The 22,709-nt window shown below is 41.8% G+C and carries 24 protein-coding genes and 1 riboswitch; of the genes, 13 read left to right on the top strand and 11 right to left on the bottom strand.

The genetic code is table 11. The features are described 5' to 3' along the window. The first annotated feature begins 66 nt into the window (after positions 1 to 66). Positions 67 to 441 carry a YhjD family protein gene (locus JOD17_RS03345; protein ID WP_042419504.1) on the top strand — a complete coding sequence of 125 codons (375 nt, stop codon included), beginning with the start codon at positions 67 to 69 and terminating at the stop codon, positions 439 to 441. Here the strand turns inward: JOD17_RS03345 and JOD17_RS03350 are convergent. From JOD17_RS03350 to mgtE, 3 genes are all read right to left on the bottom strand, one after another. Further along, positions 402 to 1,148, bottom strand: a complete 747-nt coding sequence (locus JOD17_RS03350) for a TMEM164-related integral membrane acyltransferase (protein WP_204695708.1) — start codon at positions 1,146 to 1,148, stop codon at positions 402 to 404. The genes JOD17_RS03345 and JOD17_RS03350 overlap by 40 nt on opposite strands. A 14-nt stretch (positions 1,149 to 1,162) precedes the next feature. After that, on the bottom strand, positions 1,163 to 2,371 hold the full coding sequence (locus tag JOD17_RS03355) for an aminotransferase-like domain-containing protein (protein ID WP_204695709.1): 1,209 nt from the start codon (positions 2,369 to 2,371) through the stop codon (positions 1,163 to 1,165). Positions 2,372 to 2,525: 154 nt separating this feature from the next. Continuing rightward, entirely contained in the window at positions 2,526 to 3,890 is a 1,365-nt protein-coding gene (gene mgtE, locus JOD17_RS03360) for a magnesium transporter (RefSeq protein WP_042419499.1), read from the bottom strand. Between the two features lie 230 nt (positions 3,891 to 4,120). Next, a riboswitch (M-box (ykoK) riboswitch) is annotated at positions 4,121 to 4,285 on the bottom strand. A 129-nt stretch (positions 4,286 to 4,414) separates the two neighbouring features. Here mgtE and JOD17_RS03365 point away from each other — a divergent pair. After that, a complete protein-coding gene (locus JOD17_RS03365; protein ID WP_204695710.1) occupies positions 4,415 to 5,869 on the top strand; it encodes a spore germination protein in 1,455 nt (484 codons plus the stop codon). Between the two features lie 40 nt (positions 5,870 to 5,909). Here JOD17_RS03365 and aldA read toward each other — a convergent pair whose 3' ends face one another. Continuing rightward, positions 5,910 to 7,352 (bottom strand): aldehyde dehydrogenase, encoded by a 1,443-nt coding sequence (gene aldA, locus JOD17_RS03370; protein ID WP_204695711.1) that lies wholly within the window; start codon positions 7,350 to 7,352, stop codon positions 5,910 to 5,912. Positions 7,353 to 7,466: 114 nt separating this feature from the next. Here aldA and JOD17_RS03375 point away from each other — a divergent pair, with 114 nt between their 5' ends. Both JOD17_RS03375 and JOD17_RS03380 read left to right on the top strand, forming a co-directional pair. After that, positions 7,467 to 8,111, top strand: coding sequence for a DUF4328 domain-containing protein (locus JOD17_RS03375; RefSeq protein ID WP_204695712.1), 645 nt, complete (start codon positions 7,467 to 7,469; stop codon positions 8,109 to 8,111). A 12-nt stretch (positions 8,112 to 8,123) separates the two neighbouring features. Next, positions 8,124 to 8,849, top strand: a complete 726-nt coding sequence (locus tag JOD17_RS03380; protein WP_204695713.1) for an SDR family NAD(P)-dependent oxidoreductase — start codon at positions 8,124 to 8,126, stop codon at positions 8,847 to 8,849. Positions 8,850 to 8,883: 34 nt separating this feature from the next. Here the strand turns inward: JOD17_RS03380 and JOD17_RS03385 are convergent, their stop codons facing one another. Both JOD17_RS03385 and JOD17_RS03390 read right to left on the bottom strand, forming a co-directional pair. Next, complete coding sequence (locus JOD17_RS03385) at positions 8,884 to 9,117, bottom strand: hypothetical protein (protein WP_204695714.1); 234 nt, start codon at positions 9,115 to 9,117, stop codon at positions 8,884 to 8,886. 69 nt (positions 9,118 to 9,186) lie between these two features. Then, a complete protein-coding gene (locus tag JOD17_RS03390) occupies positions 9,187 to 9,741 on the bottom strand; it encodes a helix-turn-helix domain-containing protein (protein WP_204695715.1) in 555 nt (184 codons plus the stop codon). 115 nt (positions 9,742 to 9,856) lie between these two features. Here JOD17_RS03390 and JOD17_RS03395 point away from each other — a divergent pair, with 115 nt between their 5' ends. Together JOD17_RS03395 and JOD17_RS03400 are read left to right on the top strand one after the other, a co-directional pair. Beyond that, the gene (locus JOD17_RS03395; RefSeq protein WP_204695716.1) at positions 9,857 to 10,534 is read left to right on the top strand and encodes an AzlC family ABC transporter permease; all 678 of its coding nucleotides are present in this window, start codon (positions 9,857 to 9,859) and stop codon (positions 10,532 to 10,534) included. Between the two features lie 7 nt (positions 10,535 to 10,541). Beyond that, entirely contained in the window at positions 10,542 to 10,856 is a 315-nt protein-coding gene (locus tag JOD17_RS03400) for an AzlD domain-containing protein (protein ID WP_204695717.1), read from the top strand. A gap of 16 nt (positions 10,857 to 10,872) precedes the next feature. Here JOD17_RS03400 and JOD17_RS03405 read toward each other — a convergent pair whose 3' ends face one another. Together JOD17_RS03405 and resA are read right to left on the bottom strand one after the other, a co-directional pair. Then, positions 10,873 to 11,478, bottom strand: coding sequence for a CPBP family intramembrane glutamic endopeptidase (locus JOD17_RS03405; RefSeq protein ID WP_204695718.1), 606 nt, complete (start codon positions 11,476 to 11,478; stop codon positions 10,873 to 10,875). A 62-nt stretch (positions 11,479 to 11,540) separates the two neighbouring features. Further along, positions 11,541 to 12,098: a thiol-disulfide oxidoreductase ResA gene (gene resA, locus JOD17_RS03410; RefSeq protein WP_204695719.1), complete on the bottom strand. Its 558-nt coding sequence runs from the start codon at positions 12,096 to 12,098 to the stop codon at positions 11,541 to 11,543. A gap of 195 nt (positions 12,099 to 12,293) precedes the next feature. Here resA and JOD17_RS03415 point away from each other — a divergent pair, with 195 nt between their 5' ends. Further along, positions 12,294 to 12,842, top strand: a complete 549-nt coding sequence (locus JOD17_RS03415) for a cysteine hydrolase family protein (RefSeq protein WP_204695720.1) — start codon at positions 12,294 to 12,296, stop codon at positions 12,840 to 12,842. Positions 12,843 to 12,865: 23 nt separating this feature from the next. Here the strand turns inward: JOD17_RS03415 and JOD17_RS03420 are convergent, their stop codons facing one another. Further along, complete coding sequence (locus JOD17_RS03420) at positions 12,866 to 14,920, bottom strand: Na+/H+ antiporter (protein ID WP_204695721.1); 2,055 nt, start codon at positions 14,918 to 14,920, stop codon at positions 12,866 to 12,868. Positions 14,921 to 15,250: 330 nt separating this feature from the next. Between JOD17_RS03420 and JOD17_RS03425 the strand changes: the two genes are divergently transcribed. From JOD17_RS03425 to JOD17_RS03450, 6 genes are all read left to right on the top strand, one after another. Beyond that, on the top strand, positions 15,251 to 16,189 hold the full coding sequence (locus JOD17_RS03425) for a metal ABC transporter solute-binding protein, Zn/Mn family (RefSeq protein WP_204695722.1): 939 nt from the start codon (positions 15,251 to 15,253) through the stop codon (positions 16,187 to 16,189). Between the two features lie 39 nt (positions 16,190 to 16,228). Then, complete coding sequence (locus JOD17_RS03430; RefSeq protein ID WP_204695723.1) at positions 16,229 to 16,981, top strand: metal ABC transporter ATP-binding protein; 753 nt, start codon at positions 16,229 to 16,231, stop codon at positions 16,979 to 16,981. Beyond that, positions 16,974 to 18,245, top strand: a complete 1,272-nt coding sequence (locus JOD17_RS03435; protein ID WP_239575191.1) for a metal ABC transporter permease — start codon at positions 16,974 to 16,976, stop codon at positions 18,243 to 18,245. The genes JOD17_RS03430 and JOD17_RS03435 overlap by 8 nt, the downstream gene beginning before the upstream one ends. Continuing rightward, positions 18,242 to 19,132: a metal ABC transporter permease gene (locus JOD17_RS03440; RefSeq protein ID WP_204695724.1), complete on the top strand. Its 891-nt coding sequence runs from the start codon at positions 18,242 to 18,244 to the stop codon at positions 19,130 to 19,132. The genes JOD17_RS03435 and JOD17_RS03440 overlap by 4 nt, the downstream gene beginning before the upstream one ends. Positions 19,133 to 19,207: 75 nt before the next feature. Continuing rightward, the gene (locus JOD17_RS03445) at positions 19,208 to 20,032 is read left to right on the top strand and encodes a polysaccharide deacetylase family protein (RefSeq protein WP_204695725.1); all 825 of its coding nucleotides are present in this window, start codon (positions 19,208 to 19,210) and stop codon (positions 20,030 to 20,032) included. Positions 20,033 to 20,048: 16 nt separating this feature from the next. Beyond that, positions 20,049 to 21,218 carry a serine hydrolase domain-containing protein gene (locus JOD17_RS03450; protein ID WP_204695726.1) on the top strand — a complete coding sequence of 390 codons (1,170 nt, stop codon included), beginning with the start codon at positions 20,049 to 20,051 and terminating at the stop codon, positions 21,216 to 21,218. A 46-nt stretch (positions 21,219 to 21,264) separates the two neighbouring features. On the opposite strand, the gene JOD17_RS03455 is transcribed toward JOD17_RS03450, so the two are convergent. Together JOD17_RS03455 and JOD17_RS03460 are read right to left on the bottom strand one after the other, a co-directional pair. Next, positions 21,265 to 21,987, bottom strand: coding sequence for an amino acid ABC transporter ATP-binding protein (locus JOD17_RS03455; RefSeq protein WP_204695727.1), 723 nt, complete (start codon positions 21,985 to 21,987; stop codon positions 21,265 to 21,267). Further along, positions 21,984 to 22,640: an amino acid ABC transporter permease gene (locus JOD17_RS03460; protein WP_204695728.1), complete on the bottom strand. Its 657-nt coding sequence runs from the start codon at positions 22,638 to 22,640 to the stop codon at positions 21,984 to 21,986. The genes JOD17_RS03455 and JOD17_RS03460 overlap by 4 nt, the downstream gene beginning before the upstream one ends. Positions 22,641 to 22,709 lie beyond the last annotated feature (69 nt).

A 22,709-nucleotide genomic window follows, 5' to 3' on the forward strand; every position in this document is an offset into this window, starting at 1 on the left:
TCCCGGTTGTAAATACGAACGTGTATTCGTATACTAATCATACGAGTTGGAAAAGGAGACGATCCTATGCCACTACAAAATGACGATCTCACGCTCATCCATTATGCGATTATCTTACCGCTCGTTAAACGGTCTTTCGAAGAAAATCTGCAGCAAGTGCCCGAAATGTTCCGAGTACATGAACCTTACATCGAATTGATTGATGAAGCTCTTTCCCTTTTACACCTTGACTTACGCCAGCTAAAAAAAGAACAACATTCTCGTAACTTACGCATTTACCGAATCGATTCTGATGAAACGTTCTCAAGTTACGGATACGTTTGCGGTCGATATGAAGGTCAAAACCGATACGTAAACGCAAACTTGAAGCGACAGACGAGTGAATGCATGAGCTTGTATCTTCACGGCAAACGAGTTGAAGATTTAATGACGAGCCACTGAATGCACCAATAACTAGCGTACATGAGCAAGAACAAGAGCAATGAAACGAGTTGTAGTACGAAAATGTAATACGGCCAAGGACCGAACCAATCAAACGGAGTAGGGCTTGGCGGTTTCATCATTAAATACATGTAATTCGCATTAGGAATGATAAGGTTTATAACAAAAACGACTGCGGCATACGCATTTAAATATCCCCAAACGATTAACACCGACCGAAGCGTGAGCTCGGTTCGATGAACGACGAGTACGTAATATGCTGCTACGATAACGAGACCGTGCGTCAAAAAGAAATGGAAAAACCGAAAGTGCGGAAAGCCAAAATTCCCAATGTCCGGTGTAATCATCGTTAACAACGCACTGCTCACTCCAGCAAAGAACGTCATTTCAAACCAGCGTCTATGAAGAGTTAGCAACATAATAACAGCCGTAATCCACGTAATACTGCTCAAATGCAAAGGCAATGCAAAATGAGCTCCCCACGCACCATTTACGACATACCATGTCTGATACATCACTTCTAAAATGATCAATGTTGCAACCATGCCTAGACGCAAGGAACGATCGACGCCTTTGTTCGTTCGAATTGAACGACGCGCCTTTGTCATGCAGATACAGATGATCAAAAGACCAACTAGTACTGCAACATGCGCTGGTCCAAACCACACGAAATCAGGGGTTTGCCCAGAATATTGAAACCAAGACACCAAATCGCCTACCTTTAGCTCAGCGGAACTTTATCAGTTTGCTTTTGTTCCACTTCTTTAAACAACTCCGTCATCGTTTTCATTCCGAAACGAATGTCATCATCTGTCGCATGGGTATAATTCAATCGCAACGTATTGTATTGAGGTGTCCCTGCATAAAACGGTGCACCTGGAACATACGCAATCCCTCTAGAAACCGCTTCTTGAAGCAATTCCTCTGTGTTGATTTGCGGATCTACTTCCAACCATAAGAACATCCCACCTTCTGGCTCAACAAACGACATCGTTTCAAGTCCAGATGAACGCAGTGAATCAACCATAACGTCTTTGCGATGACCATACAACTTACTAATCGTTTTGATATGCTCATCTAAGTCGAAATTCATACAAAGCTCATACAACGCTTGGTGAGCAAGTGAATTCGAATGAAGATCGTTCGCCTGCTTCGCTTGAGACATCATGCGAATGATCTGGTAAGGGCCGACAATCCACCCTGTTCGAAGTGCAGGCACAGCCGTTTTAGAGAACGTACTCGTATAGACGACATGCGTTCCATCATCAAGTGCCGCCATTGGCGTATAGCCACCTGGTGTATATTGAATATCACCATACGGATCATCTTCAAAAATGACGAAATTCTGTCTGTGAGCAAGTCGAACGAGTGCTTCTCTTCGCTCAAAACTCCATACACGGCCAGTCGGATTTGAAAACGTAGGAACGACGTACACAACTTTCGGTCGGTATACTTTCACTTTTTCTTGCAAATCTTCAAAATCCATTCCGAACTCATCACAACGAATTGGTACGATCTTTGCCTCATAGGATTGAAACACTTGTAACGCAGCTAAATATGTCGGTTCTTCTGTAAAAATGACATCGCCCGGTCCAATCATCACACGAGAAAACAAGTCAATCGCTTGTTGTGAGCCTGTCGTGAGTAACACGTGATTTGGTGTAAATCCGCTAATTTGCTTCTTTTTCATTCGTTCAATAATGACTTCTCGTAACGGATAATACCCTTCAGTTTCCCCATATTGCATCGCTTTCTTTCCTTTAGATAATGCGCGACGAAACGAATCATCAATCGCCTCTACAGGAAACAATTCATCATCAGGAAGCCCCCCAGCAAACGAAAGAACGTTTCCTTGGTTGACCACTTTCAAAATATCTCGCACTGCAGATGACTGCAAATGACGCACTCGTTTTGCAAAGGCATATTTCATGTTAAAACCCGTCTCCTTAGTTGTCTTTTTTCACAGTAGATTGTAAAAGTCCTTTTATTTTAGCTCATTTGACAAAAAAGTCAATGAATTCAAGCAACAATCTCTCCTGCTTTTACACATACAAAAAGGCCTGGCATCTCACCAAGCCTTCTTTTTATAGAAATTGCAATAGGGTCGTTGCAATCGAAAAGTAAATTGTAATTGAAACGATATCGTTAAATGTCGTAATAAATGGACCAGATGCAATTGCAGGGTCTAATTTGAACTTGTTGATTACAAGCGGAACGATTGATCCAACAACCGCTGCCATCGCTAAGGATACGAGTAATGACACGCCAACAATTCCAGCTAAATAAAGACTATCATCAAAAAAGATCGGAATGATTAATAAAAGTACGATTGCACAACTTAGTCCGATCAATAGACCAGTACCAAATTCACGAACGAGCGCACGCATCAACCCTTTTTTCTCGAAGTTGCCAAGTGCTAGACCACGTACAACAATCGCAAGCGATTGTGTTCCGACGTTACCCGCTGAACCCATGAGCATCGGAATAAACGCAGACAGTAAGACGACTTGCTCAAGCGTTTCTTCAAAAGAACCAATGATGCCTGCTGTGATCATTCCAAACAACATGAGAAGAATAATCCAAGGCGAACGCTTTTTAGCTGCCTGAAAAGCAGTAATGTTGACATCCGTCGCACCACGAGTAGCTGAGAACTCGGCCAAATCTTCGGTCGCTTCTTCTTCTAATACATCCATGACATCATCAACGGTTACAATCCCTAACAGTTCCTCACTCGTTGACACGACTGGTACTGCGAGGAAGTCGTACTTCTTAATGAGTTGCGCTACATCTTCTTGGTCTTCGTTAACATGCACAGAGACAACGCGACGACTCATCACTTCACCAATTTTGGCATCGAGCTGCGCAACCATTAAGTCACGAAGGGAAACAACCCCAGTTAATTTTTCTTCTTCATCCACAACATATAAATAATAGATCATTTCCGCATCAGGCGCTTCATTGCGGAGTCGATCTAATACCGAATGTACAGTTTCCAACTCATGCAAGTTGACAATTTCCTTCGTCATAATTGCACCAGCGGTTTCTTCTTCGTACGTTAATAATTCTTGTACGTCTTTTGCATCTTCATCGTCCATTGATGTCAAAATGCCTTGACGTTGGTCTTCTTGAAGCTCCCCTAGAAAGTCAGCGACATCATCGGCGTTCATATGATTAAAAACGTCGCCCATCTCTTGGTCTTCCCAGTCATTCACGACATCTTTTTGTTCTTCAAGTTCAAGCTCTTCGAAGATGTCCGCAAGTTCTGATGGCGTCATCAATTTGTAGAACTTTTCTTTTTGTGCTTGATCCATTTGTTGAAACACTTCAACCTGGTCAACCGGGTGTAGATCTAAGAACTTTAAGCGAAATACCGTCGTTTGTTCTGCTTCAAGTAATTCCAGTAAATAGCGGCTGTAGGCAGCGCGAGTTTCTTCATTTAATTTAACCATCGCTAAACCTCCTAATCAGCCGTACCTTCACGTATAAGGTGAGGGACAGCGATCTTCTTAGTTGTTATCCAATACCTATCTTCATCATCAACACTCTTCATCCTGGGACGCAACGTTCCCTCACCTCCTATATAAGTTACCAAAACTCTATTCTACTCATACAAAAAAGCCATCTTCTACGAGAAGACGGCTCACCAAAATTAAGCATGCAAAATACTGCTGCTTTTTTCTATACGTCTCCGTCGTAGAGCTTTAGCACTGTACGGCATAGGACCATTGCCAGCTACATTAAAAATTACCTTAGCTCGATAATTCCTGTTCACCCATTGGCGTCTTTGGACATTTTTGGGCAGCAGCATATCTCCGTACAGGAGCCTCACCTAACGAGGTTGTTTATGAAGTTCATACCGTTTCCGACTATACCTTTGTCTAAGAAAACTGTCAACCATAAATGTAATAAATCTCCTTATCATGAATTGCTTACCCGTTCTCCGCTCATAATAAACCCGACAAGGAGGCGAGCGATGAAACGAAAACGCACGTTAAGCAATGATTTCGAACAAAATGTCGAGACGTTAAGCAAAGAATTACGTGTTGATAAAAACTTCGACCTCGTTCAACACAACTTTCAAATTGGTGATATCAAACTTTGTATGTTTCTCGTTGACGGCTTCGGAAACGATTTAGCAATCATACACACATTAGAAAACCTATCACGGATCGATAACATCAAGGATAATGTGATGGCTCACCTTGAGCATCGGTTTATTCCCCAATCTGAAATTGAACGTTCAAATGACCTTGATGAAATCTTAACGAACATCCTCGCAGGTCAGAGCGCATTACTCGTTGAAGGTTATGACGAAGCACTCATGATTGACGCAAGGGAATATCCCGTCCGTTCCCCAGAAGAACCTGATCTTGAGCGCGTTGTTCGAGGACCTCGAGACGGATTTGTAGAAACCCTCGTTTTTAACAGTGCACTCATTCGAAGACGATTGCGAGACCCTTCGTTAATTATGGAACATGTGCAAGTTGGAACCCGCTCAAAAACTGACATTGTGATCGGTTATATTAGCTCAGTTGCAGATCCAGAAATTGCTAAGCGATTAAAAAAGAAATTAAAATCCGTCAATATTGATGGACTCACAATGGGTGAAAAAACCCTTGAAGAATTTCTGTTCAAAGAATCGCTTTCTCCTTATCCGCGAGTTCGCTACACAGAGCGACCTGACACTGCAGCCACTCACATGTTAGAAGGTCATGTCATTATCATTACCGACGGCTCCCCAAGTGTCATGATCTTCCCGACAACCTATTGGCATCATATGCAACATGCGGAAGAATACCGGCAAGAACCGATCGTCGGTGCGTTTTTGCGCTGGGTACGAATTATCGCCGTATTTTTTTCGATCTTTTTATTACCCGGTTGGTTTCTTCTTGAAGAATATGCAGCACTCGGACCGACAGCTTGGGATTTCATTGGGGTAAGTGATGACTTTACAATTCCCATTTTTGTCCAAGTCTTAATCGCTGAGTTCGGCTTAGAAGTGCTCCGTATGGCAGCAATTCATACGCCAAATGCGTTAGCAACAGCACTCGGTCTCGTTGCTGCGATTCTAATCAGTGAAATTGCCATTGAAGTCGGTGTTTTCACAGGGGAAGTCGTTCTCTATACGGCTGTCGTAGCGATGGCAGGCTATGCAACGCCAAGTTATGAGATGGGCTTATGTAACCGAATTATTCGCCTCGTTTTAGTGTTTAGTGTCGGGTTCTTTGGTCCGATTGGATTTATGATTGCTTGCATGTTCTTCTTAATTACACTCGTCAAAACGAAGACATTAAACACTCCTTATATGTGGCCTTTTCTACCTTTTAACGCACGTGCTGCTGTTGACTTCTTATTCCGAATTCCACAGCCATACAAAAACAACCGACCATCGATCGTTAATCCAATGGATAAAAAACGACAATCCTAAACAAAACGAGCTGACTATACAGCTCGTTTTGTTCGTTCATCTACTGTTTGTTTCGATCGTATTGCAAATAAGCCACCGTCGTCGCTAAATAATCTTCAAACCCATACTTACCGTCAGCACCGCCAACACCAGATTTTCTCCAACCGGCATGATAACCATGAATTGCTTCATCATGCTCACGATTCACATAAACTTCTCCGAAGTTAAGCTCATTGATCGCTCGCATCATTTCATTGTAATCATTCGTAAATATTGAAGAAGATAGGCCATACTCAGAGTCATTTGCCCAATCAATGACTTGATCTAACGTTTCATAGGACGTAATCGGAAGGACTGGTCCAAAGATCTCTTCTGTCATGATCTTCATCTCATGCTTCGCATTTGTAATCACCGTCGGTTCAAAGAAGAATCCTTTGCGATCTGTAACTGCTTGTCCACCGACAACAATCGTTGCGCCTTCATCTTTCGCTTCTTGAACTGCAGAAACAACATCATCCAATTGATCTTGACTAATGAGTGGTCCCATTTCAACGGACGAATCTTTTAACGGATCACCATACTTCACTGCTTTCATACGGTCTGCCATTTTCTCATTAAACGTGTCAATAACACTCTCTTGAACGTAGACGCGCTCAGCGTTCGTACATACTTGACCAGTATTAACAATTCTAGATTGCACAATATGCTCAACCGCTTCATCGATGTCAGCATTTTGTGTAACGATGACAGGAGCTTTACCACCTAATTCAAGGTTCACTTTCTTTACGTTGGTAGCTGCGGCTTCCATCACTTTAGAACCTGCTGGGAAGCTTCCTGTCATCGTGACGAGACTCACTTTCTCATGAGCTGCAATTGCATTACCGACCTCTGAACCTGAGCCTGGCACGAGTTGAAACAACCCTGGCGCTAAACCTAATTCATGTACGAGTTCTGCAAATTTATAAGCAGTTAGTGGCGTTTCTGTACTCGGTTTGATGACAACTGAACAGCCTGCTACAAGAGGTGGAATGACCTTTCTTAGCATTACAAATACCGGGAAGTTCCAAGGAACAATGCCACCTACAACACCGATCGGCTTCTTCAAAACGAGAAGCATCTCGTTTTCTCGTTCACTAGGTAGCGTGTCACCTTCCATACGTAATCCGAAGCCTGCCATATAGTGACAATACTGTATGGACTTGTCGATCTCACCTCGTGCATAAGCCATCGTTTTCCCTTGTTCTTGCACGAGCAAACGAATCCATTCTTCTTTATCTCGTTCAATAGCCTCGCCGATTTTCCTTGCAACTTCCGCACGCGTAGCACCTGACTCTTTTGCCCATTTTTTTTGCGCGGTAAAGGCACCATCGACCGCTCGATCAACATCCTCTTTCGTTCCTTTCGGCACTTCACCAATGACTTCTTCTGTTGCCGGATTTAAAACCGTGATTATTTCATTTGATGTACTTTCTACCCAATCGCCATTTATATATAGTTTATTCATGATTTGCCACTTCCTTTCATGCCCTTCTTTTTCCCGATAGAAGAAACTTTTACACATCAAATGTGGAAATGCTATAGTTAACCTAGCACGTTAGAAATGAGGATGCATGTAACCATGAATGAACTACAAAAGCTACACAGTACAAAACGCTTTACGATTGTCCTCTTGTTGATTACATCGCTTTTCGCTTTACTCACAGCGATTGTTGGCATCTATGAGTACACATCACTTCAATCTCTTCCTTCAGAAAATCGTGCGGAATCGATTCCTCACGATTTGAGAGAAACACTCGGACAAATGACGTTGTTCGTCATTTTTCCTCGACTCGTATTATTTCTCATAACAGCGGTCGTATTTTTGCGTTGGACATACTTACTATTTAATGTAGCAAAGAAGAACCTTGAAGACGGGGAAGTGAACAACGCCGGTTGGATCGTTTCTTTTTTCATTATCCCGTTCATGAACTTCTTCTTGCCACTGCTTGCATTTCTCGATCTTTCAAAGAAAATGGCAATTAAGCAACTCGGAGAAAAAGATAAGAAGCAAAATTATCTCATTATCTTTTGGTGGGTGTTTTTCCTTTTCTCTATGTTGATGACGATGTCAAGTGGGTTCTTCACCGTCGAGAATGCAACGATTAGCATGATTCAAAATGATGCACTCACAACAAGCTTGTCTGAGTTCACCTTGTTTATTGCAGGAATCTTAGCCATCTTTGTTGTTCGCAACTTAACGAACCAACAATCTAATCGCACGTAGGGGGAATTTACGATGAAACACGTGATCATTACTGGCGCATCAAAAGGACTCGGCTTTGCACTTGCAAAACAATACGTAGAAGAAGGTGCTGTCGTCCATACGCTCTCTCGCTCTGAAGTCTCACTTAAAGACGTGAATGCTTACCAAGTTGACATCGGTCAGTTAGATCAATTAGAGCGCGTCATGACGATGATTTTTGAGCAACTTCAAGGCAACGCTACAGAGCTTTTACTCATTAACAATGCAGGGGTCGTTGAACCTGTCGGTCGCGTCGGTTCTCTACAAAATGAAGACATCACAAGCCATTTCACCGTGAATTTAACGGCACCTGTTATTTTGGCGAACCTGTTCGTGAAACTTAGTGAATCCTATTTAGTACCAAAAACTGTCCTCAATATCAGCTCTGGTGCTGGAAGAAGTCCTATGGACGGCTGGAATGTTTATTGTAGCGGGAAGTCTGGTCTGGATATGTTCACGAAAACAGCTGCGGTTGAACAAGAAGAAGCCACATACCCGATTCGTTTTTATTCCTTAGCACCGGGAATTATCGATACGAATATGCAATCAACGATTCGCAGTGCAGATCAAAGTCGTTTTAAACATGTTGATAAATTTAAGGCATATAAAGAAGATGGTAATCTTGTAAAACCTGAAGTTGTGAGTGACCGCATCATTCATGGTGTTCTAAAAGACTCCCATGAAAATGGCGCATTGCTAAGCATCCGTGATTACCTATAAAAATAAAAGATTGAGCTAGGCACGTAATGCCTGCTCAATCTTTTTTATTTTTACGTTCTCGTCGTATAAGGAAATACAACGTAATCGCAGCAAGAATCATTGCCCCAACCATCGATGAGATATTTGCTACAATATAAGGAATCGTACCATCTTCTTCATTATTTCCTTGCGCTGTAAATTCGGTCAATTCGTTTGCATAAGCGTCAAACGAAGGAAGTAGTAGAAACAATATAGCTACACTACTTACTAAAATGAATACTTGTTTCAACGTATGGCACCCCTGTTCGTGGAATCTCTTCTCATTTTAAACGCTAAACATTGCTTCCACATACTGAAATTATGAATGTGTGATGACAAAGTGCAACTTTGCTCCCTCGATTTCTTCATTGCAATAAGAATGAATACGATCACCATCAAAACGAATGCTATCATACGTTTCCAGTTGATACGTTCGATCTTCTACTTTAATTGTAATCCGCCCATCTAGTACCGTTACGCATTCAACGACGCCTTCACGGTGAGGTTCAGATTGGTACATGCTATTTGCTTTGATATAGCCTTGGTACACTTCTGTGTTTTTCGTTTGGAACAAAAGCTCTGCGGTAAAATCTTCTTGTACACTTGATAACGTAAACGACCCACCTCGTTTTACAACTTCTCCTTCTTCTTGTTCTTGCAATAAGCTAGCAATCGGTAGCTGTAAGGCATTTGCAATCTTCCAAACGACTGCAAGCGTTGGATTACCTTCGCCTTTTTCTATTTTTAATAGCGTTAATTTACTAATACCTATTTCTTTTGCCATCATTTCCATACTTACTTTACGTGAGGTTCTAACTTTTCGAATCGATTCGCCGAGTTTTCTTGATAAATGTTCTGCTCGCTGATCGTCCATTGTCTACTCCAACCTAAGATTTATAGTTTTATGTTCAATTTTCAGTATACCATAATGCTTTAAGTTATATTACAATTAACTAAAAGTATATTATAATATATAAGGAGGGTGTTTTTTGACGTCTTACTTTCGATATGGCATCATCATCGCTTTACCTTTAGCGCTCGCCATTGCAACCTATGGGGTGTCTTACGGTGTACTTGCGATTGGAGCTGGGATGAGTTACTTTGAAGCAATTCTCATGTCGATCCTCGTATTTTCAGGCTCCGTACAGCTCGTTGCTGTTGCTATGATAGCTTCTGGCGCATCGTTTATGAACCTAGTGATTGCAACATCGCTTTTGAATTTACGGAATCTTCTATATGGCGCAGCCCTTTCTGATGGATTTCACCAACTCAAACGTTCGACTCGCTTTCTTTATGCATTTGGGATTAATGATGAGTCGTTCGTACTTAGCACGAGTAAATTTAAAGAGATTGGTCCTGCTCCACGCTTTTTCCTCGGAGCAGCAATTACGTTTTATGTGAGCTGGCTTTTGTCATCAATCGTTGGTGCAAGTCTAGGAAATGTCATTGATCCCGTCGCTTATGGATTAGATTTAGCTTTCCCTGTAACATTTGCCGCCTTGCTCGTGCAATCGATAACCAATTATCCGGCTTTTGCAACAATGGGGCTTGCGGTTTTACTCACCATTAGTCTCGAAGTACTATTTCCAACGAATCAATTCACAATCATAATTGTAGGAATTGTCGCACCTTTCCTTGGACTATTCCTTTCTAGGAAAGGACGATAACTTGACGATGAATGACACGATTCTACTCATAATTACACTTGCAATCATTACTTACTTGTCGCGGCTCATCGGACTGGAAGTTATGACTAAGATTCATGTTACCCCTACTATTAAAACGTATTTACAATTCGTCCCAATTAGCATCATTACAGCTCTTGTCGTCATACAAATTATGACTCCTGAAGGAGGCTTAACATATGTCTCCATTCCAATTACAGTCGCAGCAATTTCAAGTGGGCTTACGATGTTTTTCTCTAAATCCTTACTACTGTCTTTAATCATTGGAATGATCTGTGGAATCGTCACTCGAATGCTCTTCTGACAACTAGTTCTGTGCACTAGTTGTCAGAAGCTTTTCCTTGCTTTTTAAGGTGATACCCTAACACACCGTTGTAAATCGCATGTGCGATAATCGGTGCGAGTAATGAAGACGTCCAATAAAACAGAAATGCAAGCCACAGACCCATAATAAAGATCGTCAGATGCATCAACGGTTTCCCTCGATATTGAGGAACATGTACAGCCATGAATAACAGTGCGTTTAACGTTAACACGAGCCACACTGGCCACACTTCAATCACTAATCCAACGAGCACACCTCGAAACAAGAACTCTTCAGCAAACCCCGCTCCTAAACTGATCGTCAAAAGTCCCCCTGGCATTCGGACGATCTGTTCGAGCAATTCGGTCATCTCGTTTTTCGGTAACTCGGTACCTGTTAGCACCATCACCCCTGTTACAAGTAACGCCATCAAAAGCCCACTGACTAATCCGATTGCTAATGCAAGTATAATTCCGAAGTCTGATGTGTCGAACAAGTCAAGCACAAACGGTAAGACTTCTCCAAAACGAAAAACAATAATAAGAATAAAACCAACCAGAACCATGAGACCGAAGCCTTGCCAGACTGCGAATAATAACTTCCTGTCGATCGACTCATTCATTGTGATCCCTCTTTTTGTAGTTCCTTATACACGCGTATAAATTAAGAAAAACTGCCCCTTCACTAAGAGGCAGCTGGGTCGATCATTTCCATGAAATTCTCGACATGCTCTTGACTCATTCCGCCTTCACGCTTAAGAATCACTTCTCCATGCTCATCAATGAGAAATGTTGCAGGCAATACCCCTACACCATAAGCGTTAAGTACGTCACGATTACTATCCTTTAAGATTGGAAAGTTTAAGCTATGTCGATTGGCAAAACGGTCGATTTGAAGTTCACTCTCACCGACGTTTACCGCTAAAATTTCAACGTCTTTGTCTTTATAATTTTGCCACTCTGCTTCCATGTAAGGCATTTCGTCTTCACATGGCGGGCAATATGTTCCCCAGAAATTCAAGAAAACACCCTGGCCTTCATAATCAGCCAGTTCGACCACTTCTCCTTCCATATTAACGAGAGAGAAGTTCGGAGCGTCGTCTCCTTCATTTACAATGCTTGCTTCGGCCATAAAGAAGTTCGTAACAAACACATAGCCGACTGCAGCGACAATGGAAAACAAAATGGCCGCGCGCATAAACAACCTGCGACGTTTTCGCTTTATACGGTCTTGTTTCTCCATAATCCACCTCAATCTTTCAAAGTCTTATTCATCGTTTAGCATCTCATATTTCATGGATTGTTATCAAGCCTTCACACTTACTGTAACAATTTCGCCTACAATTTGGTAACCACTCTGCACACTTATTCGTGTGCTAAAGAGCTATCCGCCTTCTTAAATGTTTAGTATACTACAAAGAAAAGGGTGAAAATCATTATGTCAGAAGCATTACTCGTCATCGATTTTACGATTGACTTTGTTGCTGATCACGGCAAGTTGACGTGTGGGAAACCGGGACAACAAATTGAACCTGCCATACATGCACTGATTGAGCAATTCTCTTCTGAGAAACAACTCGTCATTTACGCTGTCGATTTGCATGAAGAAAATGATCCGTATCATCCCGAAACGAAACTGTTTCCTCCTCATAATATTAAAGGAACAGACGGACGACAACTATACGGCTCGCTTCAACAACAATATGAACAGATCAAAACACATTCACCTGTCCTCTATCTGGACAAGACGAGGTATAGTGCTTTTGCTGGAACCGACCTAGACATGCAACTACGTGCAAGAAACATAACAACCGTTCACCTTACGGGCGTATGCACCGATATTTGTGTTCTTCACACTGCCGTTGATGCGTACAATTTAGGTTATCAAATCGTCGTACATGAACAAGCTGTACAAAGCTTTAGTAGCGAAGGACATACTTTTGCACTGAATCACTTTAAAAACAGCCTCGGTGCTACCATCTTGTAAAGACCACGCCATTGACGTGGTCTTTACTTTTCATCAAGCTCCTCACCTTCTTTAATGACAATCATTTCACTATATAGTAAACGTTCACGAAGTTCATGAGCTTCCATTACAGAGATTGCCCCTACTTCTCGCTCGCGTGTAATGAATGATCGTCCATATTCAATTCCTTCGAGGTGAATGGCTTTTAACTGATCCCTCACTTCCTCATCGACATACTTTACTTGTTCGAACAATCTCAAACGATCTTGTTGCTCTTCTTTAACGAGCAACATTTCCCTTCGATTGGACGCACGCTCATGCTCAGATAACATGTCCATAATTTGTGGTTGGATTTCTTTTTCTAGTGACCTCAACTCATGCACCACGTTCATCACATGCTTTTCTTTTTCATTGAAGCCTGACTGGATTTTTGTTTGTAAAATGCTCAATTTGATGTTGTGCCAATAACGCCGTATCACATTCATTCGTATATAAGCATCGACCTTTTGCCTATAGGCGAGATAAATCCTTGATAAGCGCTTTGAGATCTTGCCCTTGTTCACATAGCTCTTCACGAGAACCCGCTCTTGAACGTGAACAAAATCCCGTAATTCATCTAACGCTTTTTTTGAATAATTAAATGCAAGTCCTTGTTCTACATAAATTAATTGACGCTTGAGCTTCGCGATGACGGTTTGTGTGAGCAGCCAACGATCCGTTTCTGCTTTTTTCTCCATTTGTTCAATCATGTACTGAATCATATCCGCATGCACGACAGTCATTGAACGCTGCTTCGTTTCAGAACTCACCTCCGACTTCCCAAGAATCGGCAAGAAAATCGTTGCTGCAATCATGGAAATGAGCACAACACCCGCCGCGATAAATAAAAACGTATCCCTTAGCGGGAATGTACTGCCATCATTCATCGTGTCAGGAATAAGCAGTGCTGTTGCAAGCGTAATGGTCCCATGAATCCCACAAACAGCTGCGAACAACGAATAGTAGCCTCGGCGGTATTGAACACCCCCACTTGCAGCTTCTTGATTTAACTCTTCCATAAACCATAACGAGACTTCTTTTTTTCCTTGAAAAATAGGATATAGCACGTACACCCACAAAAAGCGGATCATAAATAACGCCATCGCGATGACGAATGTGAGCATCACAATAAAGAAGAACGGATACTCGTGGGTTTGCCATAACCCTGTCCACACTTCTGGTAGCAAAAACCCTAAAAGAACGAAGACGAATCCGTTTAATAGATAGCCGACGATCGACCATGTATTGTTCGCAACGACTTGCATTTGTAAAGAAGTCTGCTGTAATTTATCTCGTTCAATTCCGTAGACTATACTCGCTGTAACGACTGCAAGTATTCCAGAAACATGAAAAGCCTCTGCGATTAAGTAGATCACAAATGGTGTAATAATTTGAATCGACACGAGCGAATAGACATCTTCAAAACCAAACGACCGTAATAAAAGTCTGATCTGAACGATCAAAAGTGCCCCGATAAAACCGACCAGAGCACCGCCCAATGCAACGACTAGAAAGTTCGACGACCCTTCCCAAATTGAGAACACACCAGTCATTGCCGCAGCTAGTGCAATTTTAAACGAAACGATCCCTGCTGCATCGTTAATTAACGACTCCCCTTCTAAAATCGTCATTAACCCTTTTGGTAACGACATTCCTTTCGTAATCGACTTTACGGCGACTGCATCTGTTGGGGATAACACAGCTGCTAACGCAAAGGCGACTGCCATCGGCATTTCAGGAATTAACAAATGAATTGTAAACCCTAAACCGACAACCGTTATAAAGACTAAACCAAAAGCCATTAAAAGAATTGGCCATCGATACGTCCAAAAAGCTGTTCTAGAAGCGTGATAACCATCAAAAAAAAGAATAGGCGCAATCACAGCCAAAAGAAACAGCTCCGGTTTAAAATCAAATTGTAAGCTCGGCATCAGTACCCCAAACACCCCACCTAACAACACTTGAAACAGTGCAGCTGGTATGCGACTAAACTTTCGATGCAACACCGTCCCGATTACGACGAGCAATAATAAGAAAATAATCGTTGTGAAAACTTGCACGTTCATCCCTCCACTACGACTACATTGTTGCCATTTCCATAGTTTGACATGCATTCTTCTATAATATTATTGCGTCAGAATTGATTCGTATGAATTAAGGTCCATCGTTTTATACTAGTCACATGTGACAAATGCCCATCATACGATGAGGCATACATGCTGAAATACCGACTTGGCGGGCGTTAGACTTTTACAATTGACAGAACCTTTAAGAAAGTGTAAGATTGCGCTATAAGTTTTGCCCTAGGGAAACTTTCATAGCTTACGTAAACTTGTTTGTCCTAATCAAATATATATAAATGATTTATGATAATAAGGGAGAGAAATTACATGAAAAAGTTCGGAATTCTTTTCGCATCCATCGCAAGTCTAGGTATAATAAGTGCATGTTCAAGTGACGAACCAGGGTCGTCAACTGACGTTGATCAAGACGAAACGGTTTCTGTCGTCTCTACGATTGGCCAACTAAACGATATTGTAGAAAATGTCGGTGGCGAACACGTTTCTGCTGAAGGATTAATGGGTCCTGGTGTAGATCCACATAGCTATAATGCCTCTCAAGGTGACATTTCACGTCTTGATGATGCGGATCTTGTCTTTTTTAATGCACTAAATTTAGAAGCGAACATGGAAGATATTTTAAGACAGATGGGCAACGATAAGCCTGTATATGCAGTTGGCGAACACGTTCCAGAAGAGTTAATTAAGCAAGATGAAGAAGAAACAAACATGCCTGATCCACACATTTGGTTTGATATTGATTTATGGGTATATGCTGTTGACGCGGTAAAAGAAGGATTAATTGAAGTAGACCCAGAAAATGAAGCGGACTATACAGCCAATGCAGAAGCTTATGTAGCTGAATTAAGAGAACTTCAAGAATGGGCGTATGAAGAAGTTGATACGATCCCTGAAGATCAAAGAGTACTCGTCACTGCACATGATGCGTTCCAATATTTCGGCGCAGCTTTTGACTTTGACGTTCTAGGACTTCAAGGCATCTCAACGGATGCAGAGTATGGCCTAAGTGATGTTCAGCGCGTGATCTCAGAAATGGTCGATCGAGACATTCACGCAGTGTTCGGGGAAACAAGTGTATCTGACAGTTCAATCGAGGCCGTCATTCAAGGCGCTAATGAACAAGGTCATGAAGTTGAGCACGGCGGAGAACTTTACTCCGATGCTATGGGTGAAACTGGAAGTGACGAGGCTACGTACATCGGTATGTACCGTTCTAACATTTCTCAGATCGTCGACGCACTACAATAACGAAGTCGTTTAACACTTGGAATGAAGGAGTTCGACAACATGAATCCTGTTTCAACAAACAACATTACTGTCGCTTATCACCGAAAACCAGTCATTCAAAACGTTAGCTTCGAAGCTCCAGAAGGGAAGCTAATTGGAATTGTCGGTCCTAATGGTGCCGGGAAATCTACGCTTATTAAATCAATTCTTGGGCTTGTTCCTAAAGCTTCAGGAAATATCTCGATCTATGGAAAACCATATAAAAAACAACGACAAATCGTTGGTTACGTACCTCAGCGTGGTTCGGTTGATTGGGATTTTCCGACGAATGCACTTGATGTCGTTTTAATGGGGAAATACGGTCAAATCGGCTTAATTCGTAGGCCCAATAAAAAAGACAAACAAGAAGCCCTTGAATGCCTTGCCCAAGTTGGGATGGAAGCTTTTGCAAACCGTCAAATTAGTCAACTGTCTGGCGGTCAACAGCAACGCGTATTCCTTGCACGTGCTCTTGCGCAAAATGCTTTCGTTTACTTTATGGATGAACCGTTTGTCGGTGTAGATGCTGCAACGGAGAAAGCCATCATTCAATTGTTAACAGACTTAAAATCAAAAGGAAAAACCGTTCTTGTCGTCCACCATGATTTGCAAACCGTTAAAGATTACTTTGATTGGGTTATGTTGTTAAATATCCGCAAAATCGCATTCGGTCCAACTGAAGAAGTATTTACACAAGAACATCTTCAGAAAACGTACGGTGGACGTTTAGCGTTTTTAGATCAAGAATCAAACGGGGTGAACCCCCTTGCTTGATCTATTAGCCAATCCGAATACACAGTGGGTACTTGTTGGCACCATGTTGCTCGGAATTACAAGTGGAGTCCTTGGAAGCTTTGCATTACTAAGAAGGCAAAGTCTACTTGGCGATGCGATGAGTCATGCAGCGCTTCCAGGGATTTGCATTGCCTTCATTATTGTCGGTTCTAAAGAAATGTTACCGCTCATTATCGGCGCAGGTATAACCGCTTATATAGGGACGTACCTCATCCAAGCGTTCGTTAAGCATTCTCGTATTAAAACCGATACAGCAATTGGTCTTGTACTGTCCGTATTTTTCGGTATCGGAATTGTTTTACTCACTTACATCAATCGAAACGCTACTGGTAATCAAAGTGGTTTAAACGAATTTATCTTCGGGCAAGCCGCTGCAATGGTTCGAAGTGACGTCAATTTATTTGTCATTGCTGCAATTGCATTATTAACGATTACCTTCTTGTTATTTAAAGAGTTTAAGATTATTACTTTTGACCGTGAATTTGCCCAAGGGCTCGGTCTTCCTACCGTGTTCATTAACGGGTTACTTATGACGATGATTGTTGCGTCTGTCGTGATTGGCTTACAGGCAGTCGGTGTCGTTTTAATGGCGGCTATGCTCATTGCACCTGCAATTACTGCAAAGTATTGGACTGATAGACTTGACGTCATGGTGATCTTATCCGGGGTTGTAGGGGGGCTTTCTGGGTTACTCGGAACGCTCATTAGTGCACCGATTTCTGGGATGCCAACCGGACCACTCATTATCGTTTCGTCATGTTCTTTGTTCTTCTTATCACTCATCTTCGCTCCCAAAAAGGGATTGTTGACGAAAGCCATTCGCTTGATGAGATTACGTAAATCAACGAGTCAGAATCAAGTCATGCAAGGGATTTATGAATTCATAGAAGAAACCGGTCGCAACACCCTTACGTTAGACGATTTAATCAGTGTACAACCGCTCAGCGGTTTACGCCTTCAACAAACGATCAAGCGACTACAAAAAAGAAACTGGTTACAACGCTCAACCGAAACGTATCAATTCACAGATAAAGGCATAAAAGAAGCACATCAAATCACGTTAAATCAGCGAATGTTACAAATGTACTCCATGCATGAAATGCAGTTCGCCCATTTACCGATGGAGAAAAACAACTGGGACTTTCTATCACTTCCAAATTCAGAACAACAACCTCTTTTCGAATTGCTATCAAAGCACGAATTGTTTCCGAGTGTGTTGCAAGAAAGGACTGAAGATCGATGACTTATACGATGTGGATCATACTAACTGCTTCATTAGTTAGTGTTGCATGTAGCATTGTTGGTGTTCTTCTCGTGTTACGTAAAATGGCAATGATCTCTGACGCGATTAGTCATACTGTCTTGCTCGGGCTCGTGTCTGCTTTTTTAATTACGCAAAGTTTAGATGGATTAGCGATGTTCATCGGCGCTGCAATTGCCGGTATATTAACCGCAGTCTTTATCCAATTGCTTAACTCTGCGGGCGTTCAAGCGGATGCTGCGATTGGAATTGTGTTTACCTTCTTGTTTGCCATCGGTGTCATTCTCGTCTCTATGTTTGCACGGGACGTTCATCTCGATGTGGAACATTCCATCATGGGTGAACTTGCCTTTATTCCTTGGACGACAGTTGATTGGCTCGGCATTGAAGGTGTACCTCAAGCCGTCTGGATGATTAGCATTGTTCTCGTTATTAATATTATTTTACTGTTTGTCTTTTATAAGGAATTTAAGTTAAGTTCATTTGATCCTCATCTTGCCGCAGCACTCGGTATCCCGGTCGTCTTTTTGCATTATTTACTCATGGGGATGACGTCGATCACAGCTGTTGCTTCATTCGATGCGGTCGGAGCCATTCTCGTTGTTGCTATGATTATCGCCCCGCCTGCTACCGCCTATTTGTTAACCGAACAGTTAGGGAAAATGTTTATCTATAGCGCAATAATTGCTGTGTTATCTGCAATATCAGGCTATTATTTTGCTGCCATGCTAGACACAAATATTGCTGGTATGATGGCTACAATGACTGGGCTTTTCTTCTTAGCCGCGTTCTTATTTTCACCAACACACGGAGTAGTCATTAAGAAAATCCGTAATCGGTTTACGACGTATTCCAATGACGAAGCTTAGGAATGGTTCCTAAGCTTCTTTCTTTTGTTTGCATTTGGTACACTAAAGGGAAGAACTTAGGAAAGTAGGACGTGAATGAAACTTGTTACTCAGACCTTCACCGTTCTTTTAGTGCTTTTACTCGTCAGCTGTGAAACCCCTACAAAAGAAGACCATAACGACTTACATACAAAAACAATTCGTTCAGACGAATTGTCACCTCCTTCACATCCCTACTCCCATCTTAACGCTGAACCTCAAGAATGGGGCGAACACGTTACTGGGGTGAAAAATCGAATGCACACCGACGAATTGAAAGTCGCGCTTACATTTGATTTATGTGGTGGACCTTTTGGGAATCAGTTGGATGAAGATATTGTTGACTATCTACGTAATGAGCAAATTCCCGCAACCTTGTTCGTGAATGAACGTTGGATTTTAGACAATGAGGCAGCATTTTTAGACTTAGCGAATGATGATTTGTTCGAAATTGAAAACCATGGTAGTGAGCACGTCCCGCTCTCTGTCACAGGCCAAGAAGCTTACGGCATTCAAGGAACGACACATGCGCATGAAGTAACCGAAGAAGTATTGAGCAACCAACGGACAATTACAGAACGTACAGGATCTTCTCCTTCATTCTTCCGATCAGGAACTGCTTTTTATGATGAAGTGAGTGTGGAAATTGTCCAAGCGTTAGGCTTAGAGGTCGTGAATTTTGATGTTGTTGGGGATGCGGGAGCAACGTATTCGGCGGATCAAGTCCAACATGCGATTGAAAGTGTTTCACCAGGTTCAATCGTATTGCTTCATTTAAATCAACCTGAAAGTGATGTTTCAGAAGGCGTTAAACGGGCAATACCAACCCTACAAGCTAACGGCTATACATTTGTACACTTATATGCTTTTTCGCTTGAATAACTAAAAGGAGTTCATTATGAAACGAATAAATAAACTCGCACTTTTTGGATCGCTACTCGCGACAAGTGTGGTTGGATATAAACTTATTCAAAACTACGAGGCACTTACCCTCTTTCATCCTAAAAAGCGTATCCACCGCTTTCAACATATGAATGAAGTCATGCCTAGTCGAGCACTAACACCTCCTACCAAGCCGTTCTATTTCGACCGTGATGAAATTACGAAACCAATCACTTACACGTATAAAGGCAAAACAAAAGATCTTGGATCGTTTTTAGAACAGACGACTACGACAGGTTTAATTGTAATTCAAGATGATAAGATTCGTTATGAGACGTACCGTCTCGGAAGCACATCTTCTTCGACCTTCACGTCTTGGTCCGTCGCAAAATCAATGATTTCTTCCCTTATAGGTATTCTGTTAGAAGAAGGTCTCATAAGAAGCATTAAAGATCCAATTACAGATTATGTGCCACAACTAAGACATAGTGGTTATGACAATGTTCCAATTGAACATATTTTATTTATGGGTTCTGGTGTTCGATTTAATGAAGACTATAGTAGCCCAACCTCTGATATTAAACGGGTATTCCAACAAACCCTTGCTCTAAATCAAAGCATTGATCACTACATGTCAAAATTAACGTCTGAAAGAACGTCAGGGAAACTATACAAGTATGTAAGCATGGATACACAAGCACTTGGGATGCTGATTAAAAGCGTCACTGGAATGCAACCGTCAATATACTTTGAAGAAAAGATATGGAAAAAGATCGGAACGACGGGGGATGCATTCTGGAATGGAGATCGACAAGGAAACGATTATACGTTCTGTGGCTTTAATGGTACGTTAAAGGATTATGCAAAGTTTGGACGATTGTTTTTACATGAAGGCAACTGGGAAGGTGAATCGATTGTTCCGAGCGCTTGGGTCAAAGAATCTACAACGATTGATACCACTCGTTCACTTCGAAAACAAAGGAACCTTGGCTATCAATATCAATGGTGGGTTCCGTACAAAGAAAACGAAGACTATTTAGCACTCGGTGTATGGGGACAGTTTCTTTATATTCATCCAAAGTCTAAAACAATTATCGTCAAAACGAGTGTTGATCCAGACTTTGAGAAACACGAAATGGAGACGATCGCGCTGTTTCGAGAAATTGCAACTAACTCAATTAATTAATAACACTCCCCTAGAAGTTACAACTTCTAGGGGAGTGTTAATGTCTCTATAATATTTTACTTAGGAATTCTTGTGTTCGTTCATGCTTCGTATTAGTAAACACATCTTCTGGTGTACCTTCTTCTAATACAAGTCCTTCATCCATGAAGAAAACTCGATCGCCCACTTCTTTTGCAAATCCCATCTCATGGGTAACGACGACCATCGTCATCCCTTCATTAGCAAGATCTTTCATAACTGCTAGTACGTCATCAACAAGTTCAGGGTCTAGTGCAGACGTAGGTTCATCAAACAACATGATTTTCGGGTTCATCGCAAGCGCTCTTGCAATTGCAACCCGTTGCTTTTGTCCACCTGAAAGGCTTGATGGGTATGCCTGTGCTTTTTCTCTTAGCCCTACTTTATCAAGCAATTGCATCGCTTTCTCATTTAATTCTGCCTTTTGCCCTTTTCCGAGCTTCTTCGGAGCAAGCGTAATGTTCTCCAAAACAGACTTGTGTGGGAACAAGTTAAAGTGCTGGAACACCATCCCTACGTCTTGACGATATCGATTAATATTCACGCTTTTGTCCGCAATGTTCGTTCCGTCAATAATGACCTCACCTGAAGTAATGTCTTCTAATCGATTGAGGCACCGTAAAAATGTACTCTTCCCCGAACCTGACGGACCAATAACACAAACAACTTCCTTAGCCTTAATTTCCGTCGTAATTCCTTTTAACACTTGATTATCGCCGAAGCTCTTATGTAGCTCATTGACTTTAATCATGATTTATCGATCCTCCGTTCAAGATACCGTAGCAAGAGTGATGCTGGAATGGTAATAATTAGATAGAAAATACAGACCATGAACATCGTCTCAAACGCTGAAAACGTAATGGTCATATATTGTCGACCTGAGTACATAAGCTCTGCTACCGCAATGGAAGATAATAGCGATGTATCTTTTAAACTGATAACAAATTGATTACCAAACGGCGGGATCATCACTTTCAACGCTTGTGGCCAAATGATATAGCGCATCGTCTGTCTTGAATTTAGCCCAAGTGATCGACCTGCTTCCATCTGACCTTTATCAATCGAGTTTACTCCACCACGCACGATCTCCGCAATGTATGCACCCGAGTTAATCCCGATAATTGCTACACCGGTAATGTACGGATCGAATGTATGTCCAATAAGGGCTGGGATCCCGAGGTGAATGAAGAAGATTTGCGCAAGTAGCGGTGTACCGCGGACAACCTCTACATACGTGACTGCGATAAACCTTACAATTCGAAAGCGGCTGATGCTCATTAAACCAAATAGTGTACCTATTACACAACCAATGGCAACACCAAATATGGTAATGTACAACGTAATCCATAAACCGTCAATTAGAAAGGGGATTACGTCTATAAATGCTTGTGGATTAATAACCATGACAATCTCCTCTCAGGCACTATGTAATAAAACTGCTCACGCCATAGTAAACCGCGTGAGCAGTGCCTA

Origin of the sequence: Geomicrobium sediminis (assembly GCF_016908595.1) — a bacterium.
Classification (GTDB): Bacteria; Bacillota; Bacilli; order Bacillales; family Marinococcaceae; genus Geomicrobium_A; species Geomicrobium_A sediminis.